This window comes from Cedecea neteri NBRC 105707 = ATCC 33855 (assembly GCF_001571265.1).
GTDB lineage: Bacteria > Pseudomonadota > Gammaproteobacteria > Enterobacterales > Enterobacteriaceae > Cedecea > Cedecea neteri.
In genome coordinates this window covers 69,997-91,393 of sequence record NZ_BCTL01000010.1, presented here as the reverse complement: position 1 = coordinate 91,393, position 21,397 = coordinate 69,997, and the positions used below count along the sequence as shown (strand labels likewise).

The 21,397-nt window shown below is 52.4% G+C and carries 17 protein-coding genes; 13 read left to right on the top strand and 4 right to left on the bottom strand.

From position 1 onward, the window contains the following. Positions 1-7: 7 nt before the first annotated feature. From pflB to ycaO, 3 genes are all read right to left on the bottom strand, one after another. The gene (pflB, locus tag CNE01S_RS05665) at positions 8-2,290 is read right to left on the bottom strand and encodes a formate C-acetyltransferase (protein WP_008461167.1); all 2,283 of its coding nucleotides are present in this window, start codon (positions 2,288-2,290) and stop codon (positions 8-10) included. A gap of 51 nt (positions 2,291-2,341) precedes the next feature. Continuing rightward, on the bottom strand, positions 2,342-3,199 hold the full coding sequence (gene focA / locus CNE01S_RS05660) for a formate transporter FocA (RefSeq protein ID WP_061274180.1): 858 nt from the start codon (positions 3,197-3,199) through the stop codon (positions 2,342-2,344). 401 nt (positions 3,200-3,600) lie between these two features. Then, on the bottom strand, positions 3,601-5,364 hold the full coding sequence (gene ycaO, locus CNE01S_RS05655) for a 30S ribosomal protein S12 methylthiotransferase accessory factor YcaO (protein WP_061274351.1): 1,764 nt from the start codon (positions 5,362-5,364) through the stop codon (positions 3,601-3,603). 337 nt (positions 5,365-5,701) lie between these two features. On the opposite strand from ycaO, the gene serC reads away from it, so the two are divergent. From serC to CNE01S_RS05595, 12 genes are all read left to right on the top strand, one after another. After that, positions 5,702-6,787: a 3-phosphoserine/phosphohydroxythreonine transaminase gene (serC, locus tag CNE01S_RS05650; protein ID WP_039291499.1), complete on the top strand. Its 1,086-nt coding sequence runs from the start codon at positions 5,702-5,704 to the stop codon at positions 6,785-6,787. Positions 6,788-6,864: 77 nt separating this feature from the next. Further along, positions 6,865-8,148, top strand: coding sequence for a 3-phosphoshikimate 1-carboxyvinyltransferase (aroA, locus tag CNE01S_RS05645; RefSeq protein ID WP_061274349.1), 1,284 nt, complete (start codon positions 6,865-6,867; stop codon positions 8,146-8,148). Between the two features lie 191 nt (positions 8,149-8,339). Then, on the top strand, positions 8,340-9,023 hold the full coding sequence (gene cmk, locus CNE01S_RS05640; RefSeq protein ID WP_061274178.1) for a (d)CMP kinase: 684 nt from the start codon (positions 8,340-8,342) through the stop codon (positions 9,021-9,023). Between the two features lie 115 nt (positions 9,024-9,138). After that, the gene (gene rpsA, locus CNE01S_RS05635) at positions 9,139-10,812 is read left to right on the top strand and encodes a 30S ribosomal protein S1 (RefSeq protein ID WP_008461180.1); all 1,674 of its coding nucleotides are present in this window, start codon (positions 9,139-9,141) and stop codon (positions 10,810-10,812) included. Between the two features lie 115 nt (positions 10,813-10,927). Further along, positions 10,928-11,212, top strand: a complete 285-nt coding sequence (ihfB, locus tag CNE01S_RS05630; RefSeq protein WP_008461182.1) for an integration host factor subunit beta — start codon at positions 10,928-10,930, stop codon at positions 11,210-11,212. 203 nt (positions 11,213-11,415) lie between these two features. Continuing rightward, positions 11,416-13,683: a ComEC family protein gene (locus CNE01S_RS05625; protein ID WP_061274176.1), complete on the top strand. Its 2,268-nt coding sequence runs from the start codon at positions 11,416-11,418 to the stop codon at positions 13,681-13,683. A gap of 37 nt (positions 13,684-13,720) precedes the next feature. After that, positions 13,721-15,466 carry a lipid A ABC transporter ATP-binding protein/permease MsbA gene (gene msbA, locus CNE01S_RS05620; RefSeq protein WP_061274174.1) on the top strand — a complete coding sequence of 582 codons (1,746 nt, stop codon included), beginning with the start codon at positions 13,721-13,723 and terminating at the stop codon, positions 15,464-15,466. Further along, a complete protein-coding gene (gene lpxK / locus CNE01S_RS05615) occupies positions 15,466-16,449 on the top strand; it encodes a tetraacyldisaccharide 4'-kinase (RefSeq protein ID WP_061274172.1) in 984 nt (327 codons plus the stop codon). The genes msbA and lpxK overlap by 1 nt, the downstream gene beginning before the upstream one ends. 42 nt (positions 16,450-16,491) lie before the next feature. Continuing rightward, positions 16,492-17,724, top strand: a complete 1,233-nt coding sequence (locus CNE01S_RS05610; protein WP_061274170.1) for a winged helix-turn-helix domain-containing protein — start codon at positions 16,492-16,494, stop codon at positions 17,722-17,724. A gap of 48 nt (positions 17,725-17,772) precedes the next feature. Beyond that, on the top strand, positions 17,773-17,955 hold the full coding sequence (locus CNE01S_RS05605; RefSeq protein WP_061274169.1) for a Trm112 family protein: 183 nt from the start codon (positions 17,773-17,775) through the stop codon (positions 17,953-17,955). Further along, on the top strand, positions 17,952-18,698 hold the full coding sequence (kdsB, locus tag CNE01S_RS05600; RefSeq protein ID WP_061274167.1) for a 3-deoxy-manno-octulosonate cytidylyltransferase: 747 nt from the start codon (positions 17,952-17,954) through the stop codon (positions 18,696-18,698). Before CNE01S_RS05605 ends, kdsB begins: the two co-directional genes overlap by 4 nt. Before the next feature lie 137 nt (positions 18,699-18,835). Then, complete coding sequence (locus CNE01S_RS05595) at positions 18,836-19,729, top strand: YcbJ family phosphotransferase (protein WP_061274165.1); 894 nt, start codon at positions 18,836-18,838, stop codon at positions 19,727-19,729. Here CNE01S_RS05595 and elyC read toward each other — a convergent pair. Continuing rightward, the gene (gene elyC / locus CNE01S_RS05590) at positions 19,709-20,485 is read right to left on the bottom strand and encodes an envelope biogenesis factor ElyC (RefSeq protein WP_061274347.1); all 777 of its coding nucleotides are present in this window, start codon (positions 20,483-20,485) and stop codon (positions 19,709-19,711) included. The genes CNE01S_RS05595 and elyC overlap by 21 nt on opposite strands. Positions 20,486-20,617: 132 nt before the next feature. Here elyC and cmoM point away from each other — a divergent pair, with 132 nt between their 5' ends. After that, positions 20,618-21,394 carry a tRNA uridine 5-oxyacetic acid(34) methyltransferase CmoM gene (gene cmoM / locus CNE01S_RS05585; protein WP_061274163.1) on the top strand — a complete coding sequence of 259 codons (777 nt, stop codon included), beginning with the start codon at positions 20,618-20,620 and terminating at the stop codon, positions 21,392-21,394. Positions 21,395-21,397: the final 3 nt, after the last annotated feature.

Sequence of the window (21,397 nt, the reverse complement as noted above, 5' to 3'; positions counted from 1 at the left end):
CAAGGAATTAGATGGACTGAGTGAAGGTACGGGTAATAACGTCCTGCTGCTGCTCTTTGGTCAGCGAGTTGAAGCGTACTGCATAACCAGATACACGAATGGTCAGCTGAGGATATTTCTCAGGGTTTTCCATCGCGTCCAGCAGCATTTCACGGTTCATGACGTTGACGTTCAGGTGCTGACCACCTTCGATGTTCGCTTCGTGGTGGAAGTAACCGTCCATCAGGCCTGCTAGGTTGGTTTTACGCACGTCATCGTCTTTACCCAGCGCGTTTGGCACGATGGAGAAGGTATAAGAGATACCATCTTTCGCGTAAGCAAACGGCAGTTTAGCTACGGAAGTCAGAGAGGCAACGGCACCTTTCTGGTCACGACCGTGCATTGGGTTAGCGCCTGGGCCGAACGGAGTCCCTGCGCGACGACCGTCTGGGGTGTTACCGGTTTTCTTACCATAAACCACGTTAGAGGTGATGGTCAGAACAGACTGGGTCGCGATAGCGCCACGGTAGGTGGTCAGTTTCTGAATTTTCTTCATGAAACGTTCTACCAGGTCAACGGCGATGTCATCGACGCGAGGATCGTTGTTACCGAACTGTGGATATTCACCTTCGATTTCGAAGTCGATAGCCAGACCGTCTTCGTCACGAATTGGTTTAACTTTCGCGTATTTGATTGCAGACAGGGAGTCAGCTGCAACGGACAGACCCGCGATACCACAAGCCATGGTGCGAACAACGTCACGGTCGTGCAGAGCCATCAGAGACGCTTCGTAGCTGTATTTATCATGCATGTAGTGAATGATGTTCAGCGCGGTAACGTACTGTTTAGCCAGCCAGTCCATGAAGTGATCCAGACGATCCAACACGTTGTCGTAGTCCAGAACGTCTGCAGTGATTGGGGCTTCTTTAGGGCCAACCTGCATTTTCAGTTTTTCATCAACGCCGCCGTTGATTGCATACAGCATGGTTTTCGCCAGGTTTGCACGAGCACCGAAGAACTGCATTTGCTTACCAACAATCATTGGGCTTACGCAGCAAGCGATAGCGTAGTCGTCGTTGTTGAAGTCAGGGCGCATCAGATCGTCATTCTCGTACTGCAGAGAAGAGGTATCGATGGAAACTTTAGCCGCGTATTTTTTGAAGTTCAGTGGCAGTTTTTCAGACCACAGAATGGTGATGTTCGGCTCCGGAGATGGCCCCATAGTGTACAGGGTGTTCAGGAAGCGGAAGCTGTTTTTGGTTACCAGAGTACGGCCATCAACGCCCATACCGCCGATTGATTCAGTTGCCCAGATTGGGTCACCGGAGAACAGCTCATCGTATTCAGGGGTACGCAGGAAGCGAACCATACGCAGTTTCATGACCAGGTGGTCAATCATTTCCTGAGCGTCTTGCTCGTTGATTTTGCCTGCTTTGATGTCGCGCTCGATGTAAGCATCCAGGAAGGTGGATACGCGACCGAAGGACATTGCAGCGCCGTTCTGAGATTTAACCGCAGCCAGGTAGCCAAAGTAAGTCCACTGAATAGCTTCCTGAGCGTTGGTAGCCGGGCCGGAGATGTCGTAGCCATATTTAGCGGCCATCTCTTTGATCTGACCCAGTGCTCGGTGCTGTTCGGAGATTTCTTCACGCAGACGGATAGTCGCTTCCAGGTCTTCACCGTTTTCCAGTTTGGTCTGCAGTGAGTTGAACTGAGCGAACTTATCTTTCATCAGGTAGTCGATACCGTACAGCGCAACGCGACGGTAGTCACCGATGATACGGCCACGGCCATAGGCATCTGGCAGGCCGGTAATAACACCGGACTTACGGCAGTTCAGGATGTCTTTGGTGTAAACGTCAAACACGCCCTGGTTGTGTGTTTTACGGTATTCGGTGAAGATCTTTTTCAGCATTGGGTCGAGTTCACGACCATATACTTTGCAAGAACCTTCGACCATTTTGATGCCGCCGAAAGGAATGATGGCACGTTTCAGAGGAGCATCAGTCTGCAGACCCACGATGGTTTCGAGGGACTTGTTGATGTAGCCCGCATCGTGAGCGGTGATGGTAGAAGCGAGGTCGGTATCGAAGTCAACTGGCGCGTGAGTGCTGTTTTCCAGTTTGATGCCTTCCATCACGCTGTCCCACAGTTTGGTAGTTGCGTCGGTAGCACCTGCCAGGAAGGACTCGTCACCCTCGTACGGGGTGTAGTTTTTCTGAATAAAGTCACGTACGTTGACTTCATTCTGCCAGTCGCCTTTAGCAAAACCTTCCCAGGCTGTGGCTAACTTTTCATTTTGCTCGGACATGTAACACCTACCTTCTAATGTGGAGTTCTTAAACCTGCGTACTGGCTTGGCTTAGTGCTTGTCGCCACCGCGCAGATAAATTACCCAGTATGTCAACCCAACCAGTAAACCCCCGCCGATGATGTTTCCGATGGTAACTGGAATCAGGTTATCGGTGATGAAGTTCAGCACGGTCAGATGCGAGAAACTTTCCGGAGAAGACCCTACGGCGGTCCAGAATTCCGGGCTGGCAAAGTCACGAACCACGATAGCCATCGGGATCATGAACATATTTGCGATGCTGTGCTCAAAGCCGCTGGCAACAAACATGGCAACCGGAAGGATCATAGCAAACATTTTGTCCATCAGGCTGCGGCCGGAGTAGCTCATCCAGACGGCGAGACACACCATCAGGTTTGCCAGAATGCCAAGGCAGACGGCCTCAACAAATGTGTGGTGCATTTTATGGTCGGCGGTTTGCAGGACATTCAGGCCCCATGCGCCATTGGCGGTCATATACATGCCGGACAGCCAGATCAGCAACACAAAGAGCAGGGCGCCGATCAGGTTACCGATATAGACGTTAGCCCAGTTACGTAGCAGCTGGCCCCAAGTGATACGACCGCTGGCTTTGGCAACGACAATAAGCACAGTGGAGGTGAAAAGGTCAGCACCGCAGATAACACAAAGAATTAAACCCAGTGAGAAGCATGTGCCGCCAATCAGTTTGGCAATTCCAAAAGGAATAGCGGATGTGCCGGTTGTGGCGGTGATGTAGAACACGAAGGCAATCGAAATGAAGACGCCAGCGGTAATCGCTAAGTAAAAGGTCGTTAGCGGTTGTTTTGTTGCTTTATAGACGCCAGCATCTTCGGCAATTTTTGCCATCGCTGGTGGAAGTACTAGATCAAAAGGGTTGTCAGCTTTCACACTAACTCTCTCTTATTTAATTCGGCGAGGAGATACTAACAAAGCATTATAGAGTAAAATTTGATGTGGATCATATCTCGCCAAGCTAATAGGCACTGAAAAAGTAGGCTTTTGCCAGTTTTTCACCATAATATTTTGATTTTAAATGAAAAAATAAATTTTAATAATTATAATTAAAATTGAATTCAGCTTTCCCCTCACACGAAATTGGTTAATTATAATGGGGTATTTTTATATTTTGATAACATTGTTGCCGCTATCAAAAAATAACCATTCACCCAAAATTAACCAAAAAATTACATAATAAATTATTATTGTTGCAATAATAAAAAGGGGCGCAAAAGGCGCCCCGTAATATAGCTCAGACCCGGTGCAGCACGCACCTGGAAGTTGTCAGTAAATCACTTTACCTGCCAATATTTGGCTTTGGCACGCTGTAATTTTTCGTACGCGGCCAACAGAGCCTGATGTGCCGGGAAAGCTTTCAGATCTTTATCCACTGGCTGCAGCCCATAGAAGGCGGCTTCACCGCTCATCGCCGCGCTGGCGGCATCTACCGCTTCAGCCCCGAACATCCGCACAAACGCGTTCAGGTATTGCAGAGGCTCGCGCTCTTCTTCCTGAGACAGCAGAAGCAGAGTTTGCAGGCAGCGGTAGTAGTTGGCACGCTCCGGGCTAAAGATAGAGGCGTTGAACTCCATAGTCCATTCGGTCCAGATTAGCGCCTGCTCAAGATCGCCACCAGCAAGGGCCAGCATGGCTTTCAGTTCGCCAATGCGCAGCGTGTACCAGCCGTTATCTTTCCCGGTTGCCAGACCCAGCAATTCACGCACGCGGGTGAAGTCATCATGGCCTTCGTCGTCCAACTGGGAAATCAGATCCAGGTAGTCCTGCTGCTCCCATTCGCTGTCCGGCAGAGCAAGAATAGTTTCACGCAGGTGGCTGCCCATGCTGTTATTTGCCAGCAGCAGGTCGTCGGCAGGGTAAATATCAGACATGCCCGGGACGATAATACGGCAGGCGTAGACGTCCAAATGTTCGTAATCGGCGATGTACACTTCTTTATCTTCAGACTTGAAGATGGCCATCAGCGTAGCGAACTCTTCTTCTGTTGTGCTTGCGAAGCTCCAGTCAGCAAACGGGTAATCTGCATCCTGCTTGAACATATCCCAGGAAATCAGGCCGCTGGAATCGATGAAGTGAGTTTCCAGATTCGCGTGCTCAGCGACTTCTTCATCATCAAAGGTTGGAGGCGTAAACACATCCAGATCTTTCAGACCGCGCCCCTGGAGCAGCTCGGTGACTGTACGTTCCAGCGCTACGCCAAAATCAGGGTGTGCGCCGAAGGATGCGAAACAGGTTCCGTTGGCCGGGTTGAACAGTACGACGCAGATAACCGGGTACTTACCGCCCAGAGAACCATCGTATGCAAAAATAGGGAAGCCTTCAGCTTCAAGCGTTTTAATGGACTCCACGACACCAGGATAGCGAGCCAGTACATCCTGAGGGATCTCTGGCAGGCTGATGCTTTCCGCAATAATGCGGTTCTTAATATGACGCTCAAAGACTTCGGAGAGACCCTGGACGCGAGCTTCATTCGCCGTGTTGCCCGCGGACATGCCGTTGGAAACATACAGGTTACCAATGATGTTCATCGGGATATAAACGGTCTGCAGGTCTGACTGGCGTGTGAACGGCAGAGCGCAAATACCGCGCTCGTCGTTCCCGGACTGCAGATCGATCAGCATCCCGGCGCCGACTTCATTTTCCGGGTCGTAGAAAGCACGCAGACGATCGTCAAGGATGCCTTCTGGCAGTTGGTCATCTTCCGGCAGCGGGAACCACTTCTCATTCGGGTAATGCACGAACGGGCCGTTTGCGATCGTATCGCCCAGCCAGAAGTCAGCGAAGAAGTAGTTGGTTGACAGACGTTCAAAATATTCACCCAGCGCGGATGCCAGCGCCGCTTTTTTGGTCGCGCCTTTACCGTTGGTGAAGCACAGGGCGCTGTCTTTGTCGCGAATATGCACCGACCAAACGTTCGGTACCGGGTTAAGCCAGGAGGCTTCTTCGATGTTAAAACCGAGGTCGGTCAGCTTTTGCTGGAAGCGAGCGATGGAGTCTTCCAGGGCGGCATCTTTGCCAGGGATAAATGTCTGAGTCATGGGGTTCACTTTAATGGTACGCAAAACGCGCAATGATACGGGTTTTACCGGGCAGACGCTATCTTCCGCCAGGTGCAGGCGACGTTAGCATAACAGGCTATGTCTGCTTACAGTAACCCACTGTTATGGTAGCCAAATGACGAGCAGCCATGGGCATGTTCGCCACATTGCCTTAGCGTCGGAAATCGGGCAGTTTTTTCTCTTGCCGGAAGATTATGTTGTGTGATTTTGCTCACATTGGTCACCCGCGCGGGATTAACCATTGCAACACTGCGCCGCTGAATGATAAAACCGATAATGTAATAAAAACTTATTGCTCGAGGCGTGGTGAGGGGAAATGACACAGGTATACAATTTTAGTTCTGGTCCGGCGATGCTGCCGGCTGAAGTACTTCGTCGTGCACAACAGGAACTGTGCGACTGGCACGGTCTGGGCACCTCCGTAATGGAAATTAGCCACCGTGGTAAAGAGTTTATCCAGGTCGCTGAAGAGGCGGAAAAAGATTTTCGCGATCTGCTGCAAATCCCCTCCAACTATAAAGTTTTATTCTGCCACGGCGGTGGGCGCGGCCAGTTTGCGGGCGTACCGCTGAATATCCTCGGTGACAAAACTACGGCCGACTACATTGACGGCGGCTACTGGGCGAATAGCGCAATAAAAGAAGCGAAAAAATACTGCCAGCCTGTTGCCCATGACGTGAAAATCACCGTGGACGGTAAACGGGCTATCAAGCCGATGAGTGAATGGCAGGTGTCTGATAACAGCGCGTTTCTACACTACTGCCCGAATGAGACCATCGACGGTATTTCCATCGACGAAACGCCTGATTTTGGCGATACCGTCGTTGCCGCGGATTTCTCTTCAACCATTCTTTCTCGCCCTATCGACGTCAGCCGCTTCGGCGTGATTTATGCCGGTGCGCAGAAAAACATTGGTCCGGCTGGCCTGACGCTGGTCGTTGTTCGTGAAGACCTGCTGGGCAAGGCGCATAAAGCATGTCCGTCGATTATCGATTACACCGTGCTGAACGATAACGACTCAATGTTTAACACACCGCCAACTTTTGCCTGGTATCTGGCGGGCCTGGTCTTTAAGTGGCTGAAAGAGCAGGGCGGCGTTGCCTCGATGGATCGTATCAACCAGGCCAAGGCCGAGTTGCTGTACGGCGTGATTGATAACAGCGATTTCTATCGTAATGACGTAGCTGCTTCTAACCGTTCGCGGATGAACGTGCCGTTCCAGCTGGCGGATAGCGCGCTGGATAAAGTGTTCCTCGAAGAGTCCTTTGCGGCAGGTCTGCATTCTCTAAAAGGTCACCGTGTTGTCGGTGGCATGCGCGCCTCGATTTACAACGCGATGCCGCTCGATGGCGTCAAAGCGTTGACTGATTTCATGGTGGACTTCGAGCGTCGCCACGGTTAATTAATGTATTAGCACTTCGCCCCGCGGCCCGTCTGCGGGGTTTTTATTCTGTTTGAGTTGAGAGTATTTTTCCCATGCTGGAATCCCTGACGTTACAACCCATCGCGCTGGTCGACGGCACTATTAATCTGCCGGGTTCAAAAAGCGTGTCTAACCGCGCGCTGCTACTGGCCGCGCTGGCCAATGGCACGACGGTGCTGACCAATCTGCTGGATAGCGATGATGTCCGCCATATGCTTAACGCGCTGAAGGCGCTGGGCGTGAGCTATACGCTTTCGGCGGATCGTACCCGTTGTGAAGTCACCGGCGTGGCCGGGCCTCTGCAGGCACAAGGTGAGTTGGAGCTTTTTTTAGGCAATGCTGGCACCGCTATGCGTCCGCTGGCGGCGGCGTTGTGCCTCGGTAGTAACAATATTGTTCTGACCGGCGAGCCGCGTATGAAAGAGCGTCCAATCGGCCATCTTGTCGATGCGCTACGCCAGGGCGGGGCGAACATTGAGTACCTGGAGCAAGAAAATTACCCGCCACTGCGTCTGCGTGGTGGTTTTAGTGGCGGTAAGGTTGAAGTGGACGGCAGCGTCTCTAGCCAGTTCCTGACCGCGTTGCTGATGACCGCGCCTATGGCAGAAAATGACACTGAAATCACCATTAAAGGTGAGCTGGTTTCCAAACCTTATATCGATATCACGCTGCATTTGATGAAAACCTTCGGCGTGGAAGTTGAAAACCGCGACTATCGCAGCTTCCTGATTCGCGGCGCACAGCAGTACCAATCTCCAGGGGCATACCTGGTAGAAGGTGATGCGTCCTCTGCCTCTTACTTCCTGGCCGCAGGGGCAATTAAAGGCGGTGTGGTTAAGGTAACCGGCATCGGGCGTAACAGCGTGCAGGGTGATATTCGCTTTGCTGATGTGCTTGAGAAAATGGGCGCGAAAGTAACCTGGGGCGATGACTTCATTAGCTGCGAACGTGGTGAGCTAAACGCTATCGATATGGACATGAACCACATTCCGGATGCAGCAATGACTATCGCGACAGCGGCGCTGTTTGCTAAGGGCACGACCACGTTACGTAATATCTATAACTGGCGAGTAAAAGAGACCGATCGTCTTAGCGCGATGGCTACTGAACTCCGAAAAGTGGGCGCAGAAGTCGAAGAGGGCGAAGATTATATTACCGTTACGCCTCCGGCTAAGCTGACGTTTGCTGAGATCGGTACCTATAACGACCATCGTATGGCGATGTGTTTCTCGCTGGTGGCGTTATCCGATACGCCAGTGACTATCCTTGATCCTGGCTGCACTGCGAAAACCTTCCCTGATTATTTCGAGCAGTTAGCGCGCATCAGTACCCCTGCGTAATGTTCGTAAAACCGCATCGCTGATGCGGTTTTTCTTTCTCCCTACGATTCCTTACAACGCCAGTTGCGCAATTCTTCTACACTCAGCCTGATTCCCGAGGATATTTGCCCGGAAAGATAACAGTCCTGGCGGTTGCGGCGTATAATGCGCGGCGTTTACCACCCGCGAATCCAGCGATAGAGGAGAAAACGATGACGGCATCCGCCCCGGTAATAACGATTGATGGCCCAAGTGGCGCCGGTAAAGGCACGCTCTGTAAGGCCATGGCCGAAGCGCTGCAGTGGCATCTGCTGGACTCTGGTGCGATTTATCGCGTCCTGGCGCTCGCTGCGCTGCATCACCATGTTGATGTCGCTTCCGAAGACGCACTTGTACCTCTTGCTGCCCATCTGGACGTTCGGTTTATTTCTACCGATGGTAATCTCGAAGTGGTCCTGGAAGGGGAAGACGTTAGCGCTGAAATCCGCACTCAGGAAGTGGCAAATGCTGCCTCTCAGGTGGCGGCGTTCCCTCGCGTGCGGGAAGCCCTGCTGCGCCGCCAGCGTGCTTTCCGTGAAGCACCGGGTCTGATTGCCGATGGAAGGGATATGGGGACCGTTGTATTCCCGGACGCCCCGGTGAAAATTTTCCTTGATGCCTCCTCTGAAGAGCGCGCCCACAGGCGCATGCTACAGTTGCAGGAGAAGGGCTTTAGTGTTAACTTTGAGCGCCTTTTGGCCGAGATAAAGGAACGCGACGATCGCGACCGTAATCGGTCCGTTGCGCCGTTAGTGCCTGCTGCTGATGCTTTAGTACTGGATTCAACCAGTATGAGTATTGAGCAAGTGATTGAAAAAGCGCTACAATACGCCCGCGAAAAGCTGGCGCTCGCTTGAGATAGCGACCCCATTTTGTAGTACCCCCGCTGCAACGGAGTGTGAGCGGGTATGTAAAACAACCCCATCCGGCATGAGGCCAGATGGACGTTAATCTAACTTTTGAAGATTAAACATGACTGAATCTTTTGCTCAACTATTTGAAGAATCCCTTAAAACAATCGAAACCCGTCCGGGTTCCATCGTTCGTGGCGTTGTTGTTGCTATCGACAAAGACGTCGTTCTGGTTGATGCGGGCCTGAAATCTGAATCTGCAATCCCTGCAGAGCAGTTCAAAAACGCAGCCGGCGAACTGGAAATTCAGGTTGGCGACGAAGTTGACGTTGCGCTGGACGCAGTAGAAGACGGCTTCGGTGAAACCCTGCTGTCCCGTGAGAAAGCTAAACGTCACGAAGCTTGGATCACGCTGGAAAAAGCTTACGAAGAAGCTGAAACTGTGGTCGGTGTTATCAACGGCAAAGTTAAAGGTGGCTTCACTGTTGAGCTGAACGGTATTCGTGCGTTCCTGCCAGGTTCCCTGGTTGACGTGCGTCCAGTTCGCGACACGCTGCACCTGGAAGGCAAAGAGCTTGAGTTCAAAGTTATCAAGCTTGACCAGAAGCGCAACAACGTTGTTGTTTCCCGTCGTGCGGTAATCGAGTCTGAGAACAGCGCAGAGCGCGATCAGCTGCTTGAAAACCTGCAAGAAGGCATGGAAGTTAAAGGTATCGTTAAGAACCTCACTGACTACGGTGCATTCGTTGACCTGGGTGGCGTTGATGGCCTGCTGCACATCACCGATATGGCATGGAAACGCGTTAAGCATCCAAGCGAAATCGTGAATGTTGGCGACGAAATCACTGTTAAAGTGCTGAAGTTCGACCGCGAGCGTACTCGTGTTTCCCTCGGCCTGAAACAGCTGGGCGAAGATCCATGGGTAGCTATCGCTAAGCGTTATCCAGAAGGTACCAAACTGACTGGTCGCGTGACCAACCTGACCGACTACGGCTGCTTCGTTGAAATCGAAGAAGGCGTTGAAGGCCTGGTTCACGTTTCCGAAATGGATTGGACCAACAAAAACATCCACCCATCCAAAGTTGTTAACGTTGGTGATGTAGTGGAAGTGATGGTTCTGGATATCGACGAAGAACGTCGTCGTATCTCCCTGGGTCTGAAGCAGTGCAAAAACAACCCATGGCAGCAGTTCGCTGAGACCCACAACAAAGGCGATCGCGTTGAAGGTAAAATCAAGTCTATCACTGACTTCGGTATCTTCATCGGCCTGGACGGCGGCATCGACGGCCTGGTTCACCTGTCTGACATCTCCTGGAACGTTGCAGGCGAAGAAGCAGTACGTGAATACAAAAAAGGCGACGAAATCGCAGCCGTTGTTCTGCAGGTTGACGCAGAGCGTGAGCGTATCTCCCTGGGCGTTAAACAGCTCGCAGAAGATCCGTTCAACAACTACGTTGCGCTGAACAAGAAAGGTACTATCGTTACTGGTAAAGTAACGGCAGTTGACGCGAAAGGTGCTACAGTTGAATTAGCAGATGGCGTAGAAGGCTACCTGCGTGCTTCTGAAGCTTCCCGTGACCGCGTTGAAGATGCAACTCTGGTTCTGAACGTTGGCGACGACGTTGAAGCTAAATTCACCGGCGTTGATCGTAAAAACCGTGTTGTGAGCCTGTCTGTTCGTGCTAAAGACGAAGCTGACGAGAAAGATGCAATTGCGACTGTTAACAACAAACAGGAAGAAGGCAACTTCTCTAACGCAATGGCTGAAGCATTCAAAGCAGCTAAAGGCGAGTAATCGTCCGAGCGTTGTATCCCGGCTTCTGCCAGGGTATAAAATCAGGGCGGCTTCGGCCGCCCTTGTTCGATTGAGAGCTGTAAGCTAATTTTCCTGAAAGGAAACCGGAGGAATCATGACCAAGTCAGAATTGATCGAAAGACTTGCAACCCAGCAATCTCACATCCCTGCGAAAGCAGTAGAAGATGCGGTGAAGGAAATGCTGGAGCATATGGCCTCTACGCTCGCCGAGGGTGAACGTATTGAAATCCGGGGTTTCGGCAGTTTCTCCTTACACTATCGCGCTCCTCGCACCGGACGTAACCCGAAAACCGGCGACAAAGTGGATCTGGAAGGCAAATACGTTCCACACTTTAAGCCAGGCAAAGAGTTGCGTGACCGCGCCAATATTTACGGCTAATTCTTTGGAGTTAGTCATAAATGGCACCTCAAATGAGGTGCCATTTTTTTTACTGATATTGCTATTTTGCGAGCCGCATAGAGAGGGCTAACGCAACATTGTTAAGCTGGACTCAACGCAGCCCAGGCCATCACGTATTTCCCCGATCGCTTTCTGATTTAATTGCAATATTGCCGCACACTGCCTGCAACAAGGAGGTGGATGTGTTTTCTATTGCTGCCGTTTCTGGTGCTGTTCTGATTAGCGCCTTTCCACTGTTATGGCTGCCGGTTATTCCGGAACAAAAAGATATTTTGCTGCTCTTGGCAGCGGCGCTGGCACTGGCAGTTTTTTTGAGCCGTGTAGCCTGGGTGCGCTATTTGGTGCTGTGTCTTTTGTTACTAAGCTGGAGCCTGCTAAGTGCGCGGCAAATGCTGGATATGTTCTCTGTTTTTGGGGAGAAGCCGCTGACGGTGCAGGTGAAAATTACGAGAAGTGATGGTGATAAACGACATGAGCTGCGGGTAGTCAAGCTGGATGGCCGCTACTTGTTTCCTGCTCCGGGCGTTGTACTGCGAAATAGTGAATTGCCCGTGCCCGTTTGCGAAGGGCAGACATGGTTAATGACGCTACGACTTCGCCCGGTACACGGGCGCCTCAATGAAGGTGTTTTTGACGGGCAGCGTTATGCACTTTCGCAGATGCTGCCGTTTAACGGCAGAGTATTGAAGGCAACCCAGCTCTCAGATAGCTGCAATCTTAGAGGTAAATGGCTCGAGCAAGCCAAAAGTGCCACCGCTCATCTCCCATGGCAGGGGGTGATTATCGCTCTTGGTTTTGGGGAGCGCATAGACGTTAGTGCGGACGTCAAAAAAATCATGCTTGATACCGGGACGGCTCATCTCATGGCTATTTCCGGATTGCATATCGCATTAGCCGGCGGGATTGGCTTGCTGTTCGCGCGGGCTGTGCAATTTTGTCTACCCACCCCGATGATTGGGTTTCGTTTTCCTTTACTGGTGAGCTTTAGCGTCGCGCTATTTTACACCTGGCTGTCAGGTATGAATCCACCAGCGGTCAGAACTCTGGTTGGGATGGGCATTTGGGCAATATTACGCCTGAGCAGCAGAAAATGGTCTTCCTGGGATGTGCTACTTTGCTGTGCCTCGGGCATTGTGTTGAGTGAACCGATGGCGATTTTGTCTGAAAGTCTTTGGCTCTCCGCGCTTGCGGTTTGCGGGCTTATCTTTTGGTACCAGTGGGTGCCATTGCCACGCAGGGCGATAAATCGTTGGCTCCGTCCTTTTGCCGATCTGCTTTATTTGCAAACCGGAATCACGTTACTGCTTATCCCACTTCAGGTGGTCCTGTTTCACGGCATCAGTTTGACTTCGCTGGCCGCTAATCTCTTCGCTGTTCCCTGGATTACCTTCGTTAGCGTGCCCTTAATTTTAGCCGGCATGGTGTTCGGAGAAGTCCCGTCCATCGGCCAGGTGTTTTGGTCCCTGGCGGATAAATCACTTGTGGGAGTATTCGCCTTATTAGCTGGTTTACCGGAAGGCTGGAAAGAGCTTGACCGTCGCTATCAATTTCTGGCGTTCATTGCCTGGTGGGCCATAGTGATATGGCGGTTCGGTTTTTGGCGAAGCTCTTCCGCTACCGCTGCGACAGTGTTGCTTTTGATGACATTTCCCTTCTGGCGGAAGCCTGAGGCCAATAGTTGGGCCGTGCATATGCTTGATGTCGGGCATGGGCTTGCGATGGTTATCGAACGTGAAGGGAAAGCGTTACTCTACGACACGGGCAACGCGTGGCCTGGAGGGGATGCTGCTAAAAGTGTGATTATACCTTGGTTAAAATGGCGAAACCTGCAGCCAGAGTGGGTGATTATAAGCCATGAACATCTTGACCATATCGGTGGGTTGAAAAGTCTTAAGCATCAGTGGCCTGCCCTAAGTATTCGTAGCGCTTTACGCTGGGAGGAGCATGAGCCTTGCTTTCGTGGTCAGCAATGGGCATGGCAGGGTATTCAATTCGAGGTGCTGTGGCCGCCTGAAGAGTACGAGGGGAGCGGCAATAATCGCTCTTGTGTGGTGAAGGTCAGTCACGGAGGATTTAGCCTCATGTTGACGGGAGACCTGGAGGCAAGCGCAGAATTAACTATGCTGAGAAAACGCTGGCAAACGCTAGAGGCCAATGTTTTACAGGTTCCTCATCATGGGAGCCGAAGTTCGTCCAGCGGCCCTCTACTGAGAGCCGTTTCAGGCAGCGTGGCGCTGGCTTCAGCTTCTAGATTCAACGCCTGGCGTTTACCTTCTTCAACAATTATCGATCGTTACCAAAAATATGGCTATCAGTGGCATGACACGGCGCATTCAGGGCAACTGACAATTGAAATAAACAGTGATAAATGGCAAATCTCTGGCTTCAGAGAACAAATATTGCCCCGTTGGTATCATCAGTGGTTTGGCGTCACCCGCGATAATGGGTAGAATATGCGGCTATTTCATAAAAGGCTGGTTCGACTTAATGCAGAACGATAAAGATCTCTCCACGTGGCAGACTTTCCGCCGGCTCTGGCCGATGATTTCCCCCTTTAGAACGGGTCTGATTGTGGCTGGGATAGCGTTAATCCTCAATGCGGCGAGCGATACCTACATGCTTTCGCTGCTTAAGCCATTACTGGATGATGGTTTTGGTAAGGCGAACTCTTCTGTACTTCTATGGATGCCTCTGGCCGTGATTGCGCTGATGCTGCTGCGTGGCGTGACTAGTTATATTTCAAGCTACTGTATTTCATGGGTGTCAGGCATGGTGGTCATGAACATGCGCCGTCGCCTGTTCAGCCACATGATGGGGATGCCGGTTTCATTTTTCGACCAACAGTCCACCGGGACACTGCTTTCCCGTATTACCTATGACTCGGAGCAGGTTGCTTCTTCTTCCTCTGGCGCACTGATCACCGTTGTACGTGAAGGCGCGTCAATTATTGGCCTGTTTGTGCTGATGTTCTGGTACAGCTGGCAGCTTTCAGTGATTCTGATCGTGCTGGCACCGATTGTGTCCTTTGCCATTCGCTTTGTCTCTAAGCGTTTTCGTAATATCAGCAAAAATATGCAGAACACTATGGGGCAGGTTACATCCAGCGCTGAGCAGATGCTGAAGGGGCACAAAGAGGTACTTATTTTCGGTGGTCAACAGGTAGAAACCGACCGCTTTGACAAAGTTAGCAACAGCATGCGTAATCAGGGCATGAAGCTGGTTTCAGCCTCTTCTATCTCCGATCCGATTATTCAGCTTATTGCTTCCCTTGCGTTGGCCTTTGTTCTTTATGCCGCCAGCTTCCCAAGCGTGATGGAAACGCTCACTGCGGGGACCATCACGGTCGTCTTCTCTTCCATGATTGCGCTGATGCGCCCGCTGAAGTCGCTGACTAACGTTAACGCCCAGTTCCAGCGCGGAATGGCCGCCTGCCAGACGCTGTTCTCTATTCTCGATTCCGAGCAGGAAAAAGACAGTGGCAAACAGGTTATCGAACGCTCTAAAGGCGATGTTGAATTTCGCGATGTCACTTTCACCTATCCAGGGCGTGATACTCCAGCACTGCGCAACATCAATCTGACCATCCCGGCAGGAAAAACTGTTGCGCTGGTAGGGCGTTCAGGTTCGGGTAAATCGACCATTGCCAGCCTGCTTACGCGTTTCTACGAGCAGCAGGAAGGCGAAATCCTGATTGACGGGCACGATATACGTGAATACACCCTTGCGTCTCTGCGCAATCAGGTAGGGTTGGTGTCTCAGAATGTTCATCTCTTTAACGATACCGTGGCGAATAATATTGCCTATGCTCGTACCGGGGAGTATTCCCGTGAAGACATCGAAAAGGCTGCGCGTATGGCCTACGCGATGGACTTCATCAATAAAATGGACAACGGGCTGGATACCCTGATAGGTGAGAATGGCGTGCTCCTCTCTGGCGGCCAGCGCCAGCGTATCGCAATCGCTCGTGCCCTACTGCGTGATAGCCCAATCCTGATCCTTGATGAAGCGACCTCTGCGCTTGATACCGAATCCGAACGCGCTATTCAGGCCGCTTTGGATGAACTGCAGAAAAACCGTACGTCACTGGTGATCGCTCACCGCCTGTCGACGATTGAACAGGCAGACGAAATCGTGGTTGTAGAAGATGGTCGCATCGTCGAACGCGGTCCTCACCTGGAGCTGCTGGCCCATCGTGGCGTTTATGCCCAGCTACATAAGATGCAATTCGGCTAATGATTGAACGTATCTGGTCGGGGAAATCGCCTCTCTACCTGCTGCTGCTGCCGCTTTCCTGGCTTTATGGCCTGGTGAGCGGCGCTATTCGACTGTCCTACCGTATTGGTCTGCGCGCGGTATGGCGTGCCCCCGTGCCAGTGGTTGTCGTTGGGAACCTGACGGCGGGCGGCAATGGAAAAACGCCAGTGGTTATCTGGCTGGTGGAGCAGTTACAGCGACGCGGTGTGCGAGTTGGCGTTGTATCCCGAGGCTACGGCGGAAAAGCAGCCGCTTATCCTCTGCTGCTTGACGCGAAAACCACTCCCTCTGAAGCCGGGGACGAACCGGTACTTATTTTTCAACGTACCGGGGCCCCCGTCGCCGTTGCCCCGAAACGCAGCGAGGCTGTGAAAGCCCTCATTGCGGCCGAAGCTCCGCAAATCATTATCACCGACGATGGTTTACAGCATTACGCACTAGCTCGTGATAAAGAAATTGTTGTTATCGACGGCGTACGTCGTTTCGGTAACGGCTGGTGGTTACCTGCAGGGCCAATGCGCGAAAGAGCAGGGCGTCTGCGCAGTGTAGATGCCGTTATCGTTAACGGCGGCAAATCTCGGGCTGGTGAAATTGCCATGCGTCTTAAACCAGGGCTTGCCATTAACGTTCTCAGCGGTGAGCGCCGCCCATTGTCGGATTTCAGCGACGTTGTGGCTATGGCCGGTATAGGCCATCCACCGCGCTTCTTTGCTACGCTGGAACAGTCCGGCATTACGCCGGTGAAAACTGTTGCGCTGGCCGATCACCAGGCGATTACCGAACAGGATATGCTGAATATTGCGCCGGCTAACCAAACGGTAATGATGACGGAAAAAGATGCGGTGAAATGCCGTGCCTTCGCCGAAGGGCATGCCAACTGGTGGTATCTGCCGGTAGATGCGCAGCTAGACTCCCCCCTCGCTGAAACGCTGCTCAAGGAGTTATTGGGGCTGGTGCGTTAGTTTTGCGTCACCGGTTATTTGTTCGCTGATTACAGGTGTGCCATGACCGTTGTGCAACTTTCATTACGAGCAGCCCGGAATCTGCACCTTGCAGCCCAGGGGCTGCTGCAAAAACCTCGCCGCCGTGCGCGTCCCTCTGACGTTGCCGACGCTATCTCCCGCATGTCGCTGCTCCAGATTGATACCATCAATATCGTAGCCCGCAGTCCGTATCTGGTGTTATTCAGCCGCCTTGGGCACTTTGAACCCGGCTGGTTGGATGGGGCGCTGGCAAACGGCGAGCTGATTGAATACTGGGCGCATGAGGCCTGCTTCTTGCCAAAAAAAGATTTTGCGCTAATTCGCCACCGAATGCTTAGCCCTGAAAACATGGGCTGGAAATACCGCCCAGAGTGGATGAATGAGCATGCGGAAGATATCAGCCAGTTGCTCGCTTATATCAAAGAAAATGGCCCCGTCCGCTCCGCCGATTTTGAACATCCCCGCAAAGGGGCGAGCGGCTGGTGGGAATGGAAGCCGCAGAAAAAACACCTTGAAGGATTATTTACCGCCGGGCAGGTGATGGTGACGGAGCGGCGTAATTTCCAGCGGGTTTACGATTTAACCCACCGGGTTATGCCGCACTGGAACGATGATCTGCATCTGATTGAGCAGCCCGAGGCTGAGCTATTAATGCTGGAAAACAGTGCTCGCAGCCTGGGGATCTTCCGGCCTGAATGGCTGGCTGATTACTATCGACTCAAAAACCTGTCTTTAAAGCCCTTGATGGAAGCCTGGCTTTTATCGGGCAACGTTATTCGCGTTCAGGTTGAAAAATTGGGCGAAATGCTGGTGCATCATTCTCTGTTGCCACAGCTGGAGAAAGCGCAGCAAAACCAGCTTAATGCCACCCACAGCGCCGTGCTCTCGCCGTTTGATCCTGTCGTATGGGATCGCCGCAGAGCAGAGGCGTTGTTTAACTTTTCCTATCGGCTGGAATGCTATACCCCGGCGGAAAAGCGCCGATACGGTTATTTTGTTTTACCGCTGCTACACAAAGGGGTGCTGGTCGGCAGGATGGATGCCAAAATGCACCGCAAGCAGGGCGAATTGGAGGTGATAAGCCTCTACCTTGAAGAGGGCATTAAGGTGACAGACTCTTTGCAGGCAGGCCTGCGTGCTGCACTGACGGAATTTGCGCGCTGGCAATCCGCGACGCATCTTACCCTCGGCGTCCTGCCTGCTGAACTGAGAGAAAGCTGGGGAACAGGCTGGGAAATGGCCCCGGCGGGCTAGTCATTTATGCTATTCTGGTGCCGTTGATGGCACTCATCTGGAGTAATTATGGAAAGTCGTTTACTTGAAATCATTGCCTGCCCGGTTTGTAACGGCAAGCTCTACTATAACCAGGAAAAGCAAGAGCTTATCTGCAAGCCTGATCGCCTGGCCTACCCGCTGCGTGACGGTATTCCGGTTCTGCTGGAAAGTGAAGCCTGGACGCTGACTTCAGACGAGACCAATCCATGAGTTTTGTCGCCATTATTCCCGCACGCTATGCGTCCACGCGTCTGCCGGGTAAGCCCTTAAAAGAGATCAACGGCAAAGCGATGGTTCTGCATGTGCTGGACCGTGCGCGCGAATCCGGCGCTGAACGTATCATTGTCGCGACCGATCACCCGGAAGTTGCGCGCGTTGTCGAAGCCGCTGGCGGGGAAGTTTGCCTGACCAGCCCCGATCACCAGTCCGGAACCGAACGTCTGGCTGAGGTTATCGAGAAATGTGGTTTCAGCGATGACACGGTTATTGTCAACGTGCAGGGTGACGAGCCAATGATCCCGCCGGTCATTATCCAGCAGGTTGCCAATAACGTGGCTAACAGCAAAGCCGGTATGGCGACGCTTGCAGTGCCTATCGAATCAGCCGAAGAAGCGTTTAACCCAAATGCGGTTAAAGTCGTCATGGATGCGCAGGGCTACGCGCTCTATTTCTCACGCGCCACAATTCCCTGGGATCGCGAACGCTTTGCCGCTTCCCGCGAACAGATTGGCGATACCTTCCTGCGCCACATCGGCATTTATGGCTACCGCGCCGGTTTTATCCGCCGCTATGTCAGCTGGGAGCCAAGTCAGCTCGAGCAAATCGAAATGCTTGAGCAACTACGCGTATTGTGGAACGGCGAAAAAATTCACGTTGCCGTGGCGAAAGCCATCCCAAGCATTGGTGTGGACACCCCGGAAGATCTTGAGCGCGTCCGTCTTGCAATGCGTTAATTCACCTTCAGCGTGATTAATAAAACCGGCTAACCAGGCCGGTTTTTCTTTTTCTGAAACCCAATTGATCTGGAGTGGTGACAACTTCGCCTGGTGCGCTCATTATTAAATCAACAGTATTACCAGGGGAAATCGGTATGGAATTGCTGCGTAAGGAGCTAAGTCACCTGCTGGGTGAAAAACTAAGCCGTATTGAGTGCATTAGCGAGCATGCGGAAACTGCACTTTGGTCGCTTTACGACAGCGGTGGCCACGCGATGCCGCTGCTTGCCAAGAGCTTTACCTCGCCGGGTCTGGCAACGCAGCTAGCCTGGAAAATGTCGATGCTGGCACGTTCAGGTACCGTCCGCATGCCTGTGGTCTACGGCGTGCTTACGCATGAAGAACATCCTGGCCCGGATGTTTTGCTGATGGAGCGCCTGCGCGGCGTTCCCGGGGAAGCGCCAACCCGCACGCCAAACCGCTGGGAGCAGCTCAAAGACCAGATTGTTGAGGGGTTGTTAGCCTGGCATCGCGTGGACAGCAGTGGCTGTGTAGGGAACGTCGACAGCACTCAGGAAAATATCTGGCCGCACTGGTACCGGCAGCGGGTTGAAGTGCTCTGGACCACGCTCAATCAGTACCGGAATACCGGGTTAACGATGCAGGATAAACGTATTTTGTTCCGCACCCGCGAATGTCTGCCGCGTATGTTCGAGGACTTCAGCGATAACTGCGTGCTGATCCACGGCAACTTTTCCCTTCGCAGTATGCTCAAGGATTCGCGTAGCGATCAGCTGTTGGCGATGGTGAATCCCGGCGTGATGTTATGGGCTCCGCGAGAATATGAACTGTTTCGCCTCGTAGAGCCAGGGCAGGCCGAGAGCCTGCTTTGGCACTATTTACAGCGCGCCCCGGTCGCAGAATCTTTCCTGTGGCGACGCTGGCTATATGTGCTGTGGGATGAGATAGCACAGTTGCTGCAAACCGGCCGCCTGAACCGGCCGGTTTTTGACAACGCAGCTAAGTCATTACTGCCCTGGCTCTCCTGAAGAGCCTTTCAGCCATTGCCAGATGCGCCCCAGCGTTTCATAGCCCACGCGCTCGCTGTGCATCAACCATACCGGGTCGGGGATAGCCTTCTCCCACGGGTTAAGCGGAGAGGTTATCGCCAGCTGGTTGGCCGGGGCAGGGAGCGGATGTAACCCGGCCCGGGTGAAGAAGATCATTGCCCTTGGCAGATGCGAAGCGGATGTCACCAGAATAAACGGCTGCTGGCCTATCAGCTTCGCGACGGCATGCGCTTCCTCTTCAGTATCTTTGGGGGAATCCAGGGTGATGATGTCCTCTCTGGAAATCCCAAGACTTTCCGCAACCCTGGCACCTGCCTCCGCCGTGCTAACGGCATTGGTCATCGCCCTGGCTCCGGTAAAGATAAGTTTTGCCCCCGGATTGAGCTGTTTCAGACGAATCGCCTCGGTGAGTCGCGGTAAACTGTTGTCGATAAGATTCGAGCTGGGGGCCCAGTCCGGGTTCCAGGTGTAGCCGCCGCCCAGCACAACAATGTAGCGAGCGTTGTCGCCGTGCTGACGAGTGGCGTAAGTGTCTTCAATAGGCTTTAGCATCCAGTCTGCGACGGGCTGGAGGCTAATCAGAAAAAGCACCAGCCAGCTTGCCGTGAGTAACCCTTTGGCCGTTTTTTGCCAGCGGGTAAACCACAACAGAGCCAGGGCCACGCCCATGGTTAATAGCAGGAATGGCAAGGGAAGCAGCAGGCCACCAATGATTTTTTTCAGTATAAAAAGCATGAAATTCGGATCCTTTTTAACCATCCAGCAGGTAAACCCTCGTGATATTACACCAGATGGGTTCATTCTCGTCCCGGCTGTGCCAAAATAGCAGTTTTGTCAGATGACCTCTTTTGCCACGGAGCTGTACCCATGGGTGACCGCAATTTTGACGATATTGCCGAGAAGTTTTCGCACAATATCTATGGCACAACCAAAGGCCAATTGCGGCAGGCGATTCTCTGGCAGGATCTGGATGCTTTCCTGGCGACACAGCCCGCAACCTTAAAGGTGCTGGATGCCGGCGGAGGGGAGGGGCAAACGGCCACCCGATTTGCCGAGCGGGGTCACGAAGTCGTGCTTTGTGATGTGTCCGCCGAAATGATTGCACGTGCAAAAATGCTCGCTCAGGAGAAAGGTGTGAGCGACAACATGCATTTTGTACAATCTGCCGCTCAGGATATGGCTCAACATTTGGAAAGCCCGGTTGATCTGATATTGTTTCATGCGGTGCTTGAGTGGGTAACCGACCCTCAGGCCGTGCTAAAAGCGCTTTGGGATTGTTTACGTCCCGGCGGCACTTTGTCGCTAATGTTCTACAATGCAAACGGCCTGCTGATGCGAAACATGTTCGTCGGGAACTTCGAATACGTGTTGCAAGGGATGAAAAAAAATAAGCGCAAAACCCTTTCGCCCGACAATCCGCTGCAGCCAGAACAGGTTTACTACTGGCTGGAGCAAATTGGCTGGCAAATTACCGGTAAAACCGGCGTGCGGGTGTTCCATGACTACCTGCGAGATAAACACAAACAACGAGATGGTTTTGACGATTTGCTGACGCTGGAGACGCGTTATTGCCGGCAGGAGCCGTTTATCAGTCTCGGCCGCTATATTCACGTAACCGCGTTTAAGCCGCAGAGCCAAGGATAAATT

Excerpts from the sequence above, each read along its gene's own strand:
- CNE01S_RS05605 (WP_061274169.1), top strand. The coding sequence starts at position 17,773 with ATGGAAAGTCGTTTACTTGAAATCATTGCCTGCCCGGTTTGTAACGGC.
- CNE01S_RS05595 (WP_061274165.1), top strand. The coding sequence starts at position 18,836 with ATGGAATTGCTGCGTAAGGAGCTAAGTCACCTGCTGGGTGAAAAACTA.
- serC (WP_039291499.1), top strand. The coding sequence starts at position 5,702 with ATGACACAGGTATACAATTTTAGTTCTGGTCCGGCGATGCTGCCGGCT.
- cmoM (WP_061274163.1), top strand. The coding sequence starts at position 20,618 with ATGGGTGACCGCAATTTTGACGATATTGCCGAGAAGTTTTCGCACAAT.
- ihfB (WP_008461182.1), top strand. The coding sequence starts at position 10,928 with ATGACCAAGTCAGAATTGATCGAAAGACTTGCAACCCAGCAATCTCAC.
- rpsA (WP_008461180.1), top strand. The coding sequence starts at position 9,139 with ATGACTGAATCTTTTGCTCAACTATTTGAAGAATCCCTTAAAACAATC.
- kdsB (WP_061274167.1), top strand. The coding sequence starts at position 17,952 with ATGAGTTTTGTCGCCATTATTCCCGCACGCTATGCGTCCACGCGTCTG.
- lpxK (WP_061274172.1), top strand. The coding sequence starts at position 15,466 with ATGATTGAACGTATCTGGTCGGGGAAATCGCCTCTCTACCTGCTGCTG.
- pflB (WP_008461167.1), bottom strand. The coding sequence starts at position 2,290 with ATGTCCGAGCAAAATGAAAAGTTAGCCACAGCCTGGGAAGGTTTTGCT.
- elyC (WP_061274347.1), bottom strand. The coding sequence starts at position 20,485 with ATGCTTTTTATACTGAAAAAAATCATTGGTGGCCTGCTGCTTCCCTTG.
- CNE01S_RS05610 (WP_061274170.1), top strand. The coding sequence starts at position 16,492 with ATGACCGTTGTGCAACTTTCATTACGAGCAGCCCGGAATCTGCACCTT.
- cmk (WP_061274178.1), top strand. The coding sequence starts at position 8,340 with ATGACGGCATCCGCCCCGGTAATAACGATTGATGGCCCAAGTGGCGCC.
- msbA (WP_061274174.1), top strand. The coding sequence starts at position 13,721 with ATGCAGAACGATAAAGATCTCTCCACGTGGCAGACTTTCCGCCGGCTC.
- ycaO (WP_061274351.1), bottom strand. The coding sequence starts at position 5,364 with ATGACTCAGACATTTATCCCTGGCAAAGATGCCGCCCTGGAAGACTCC.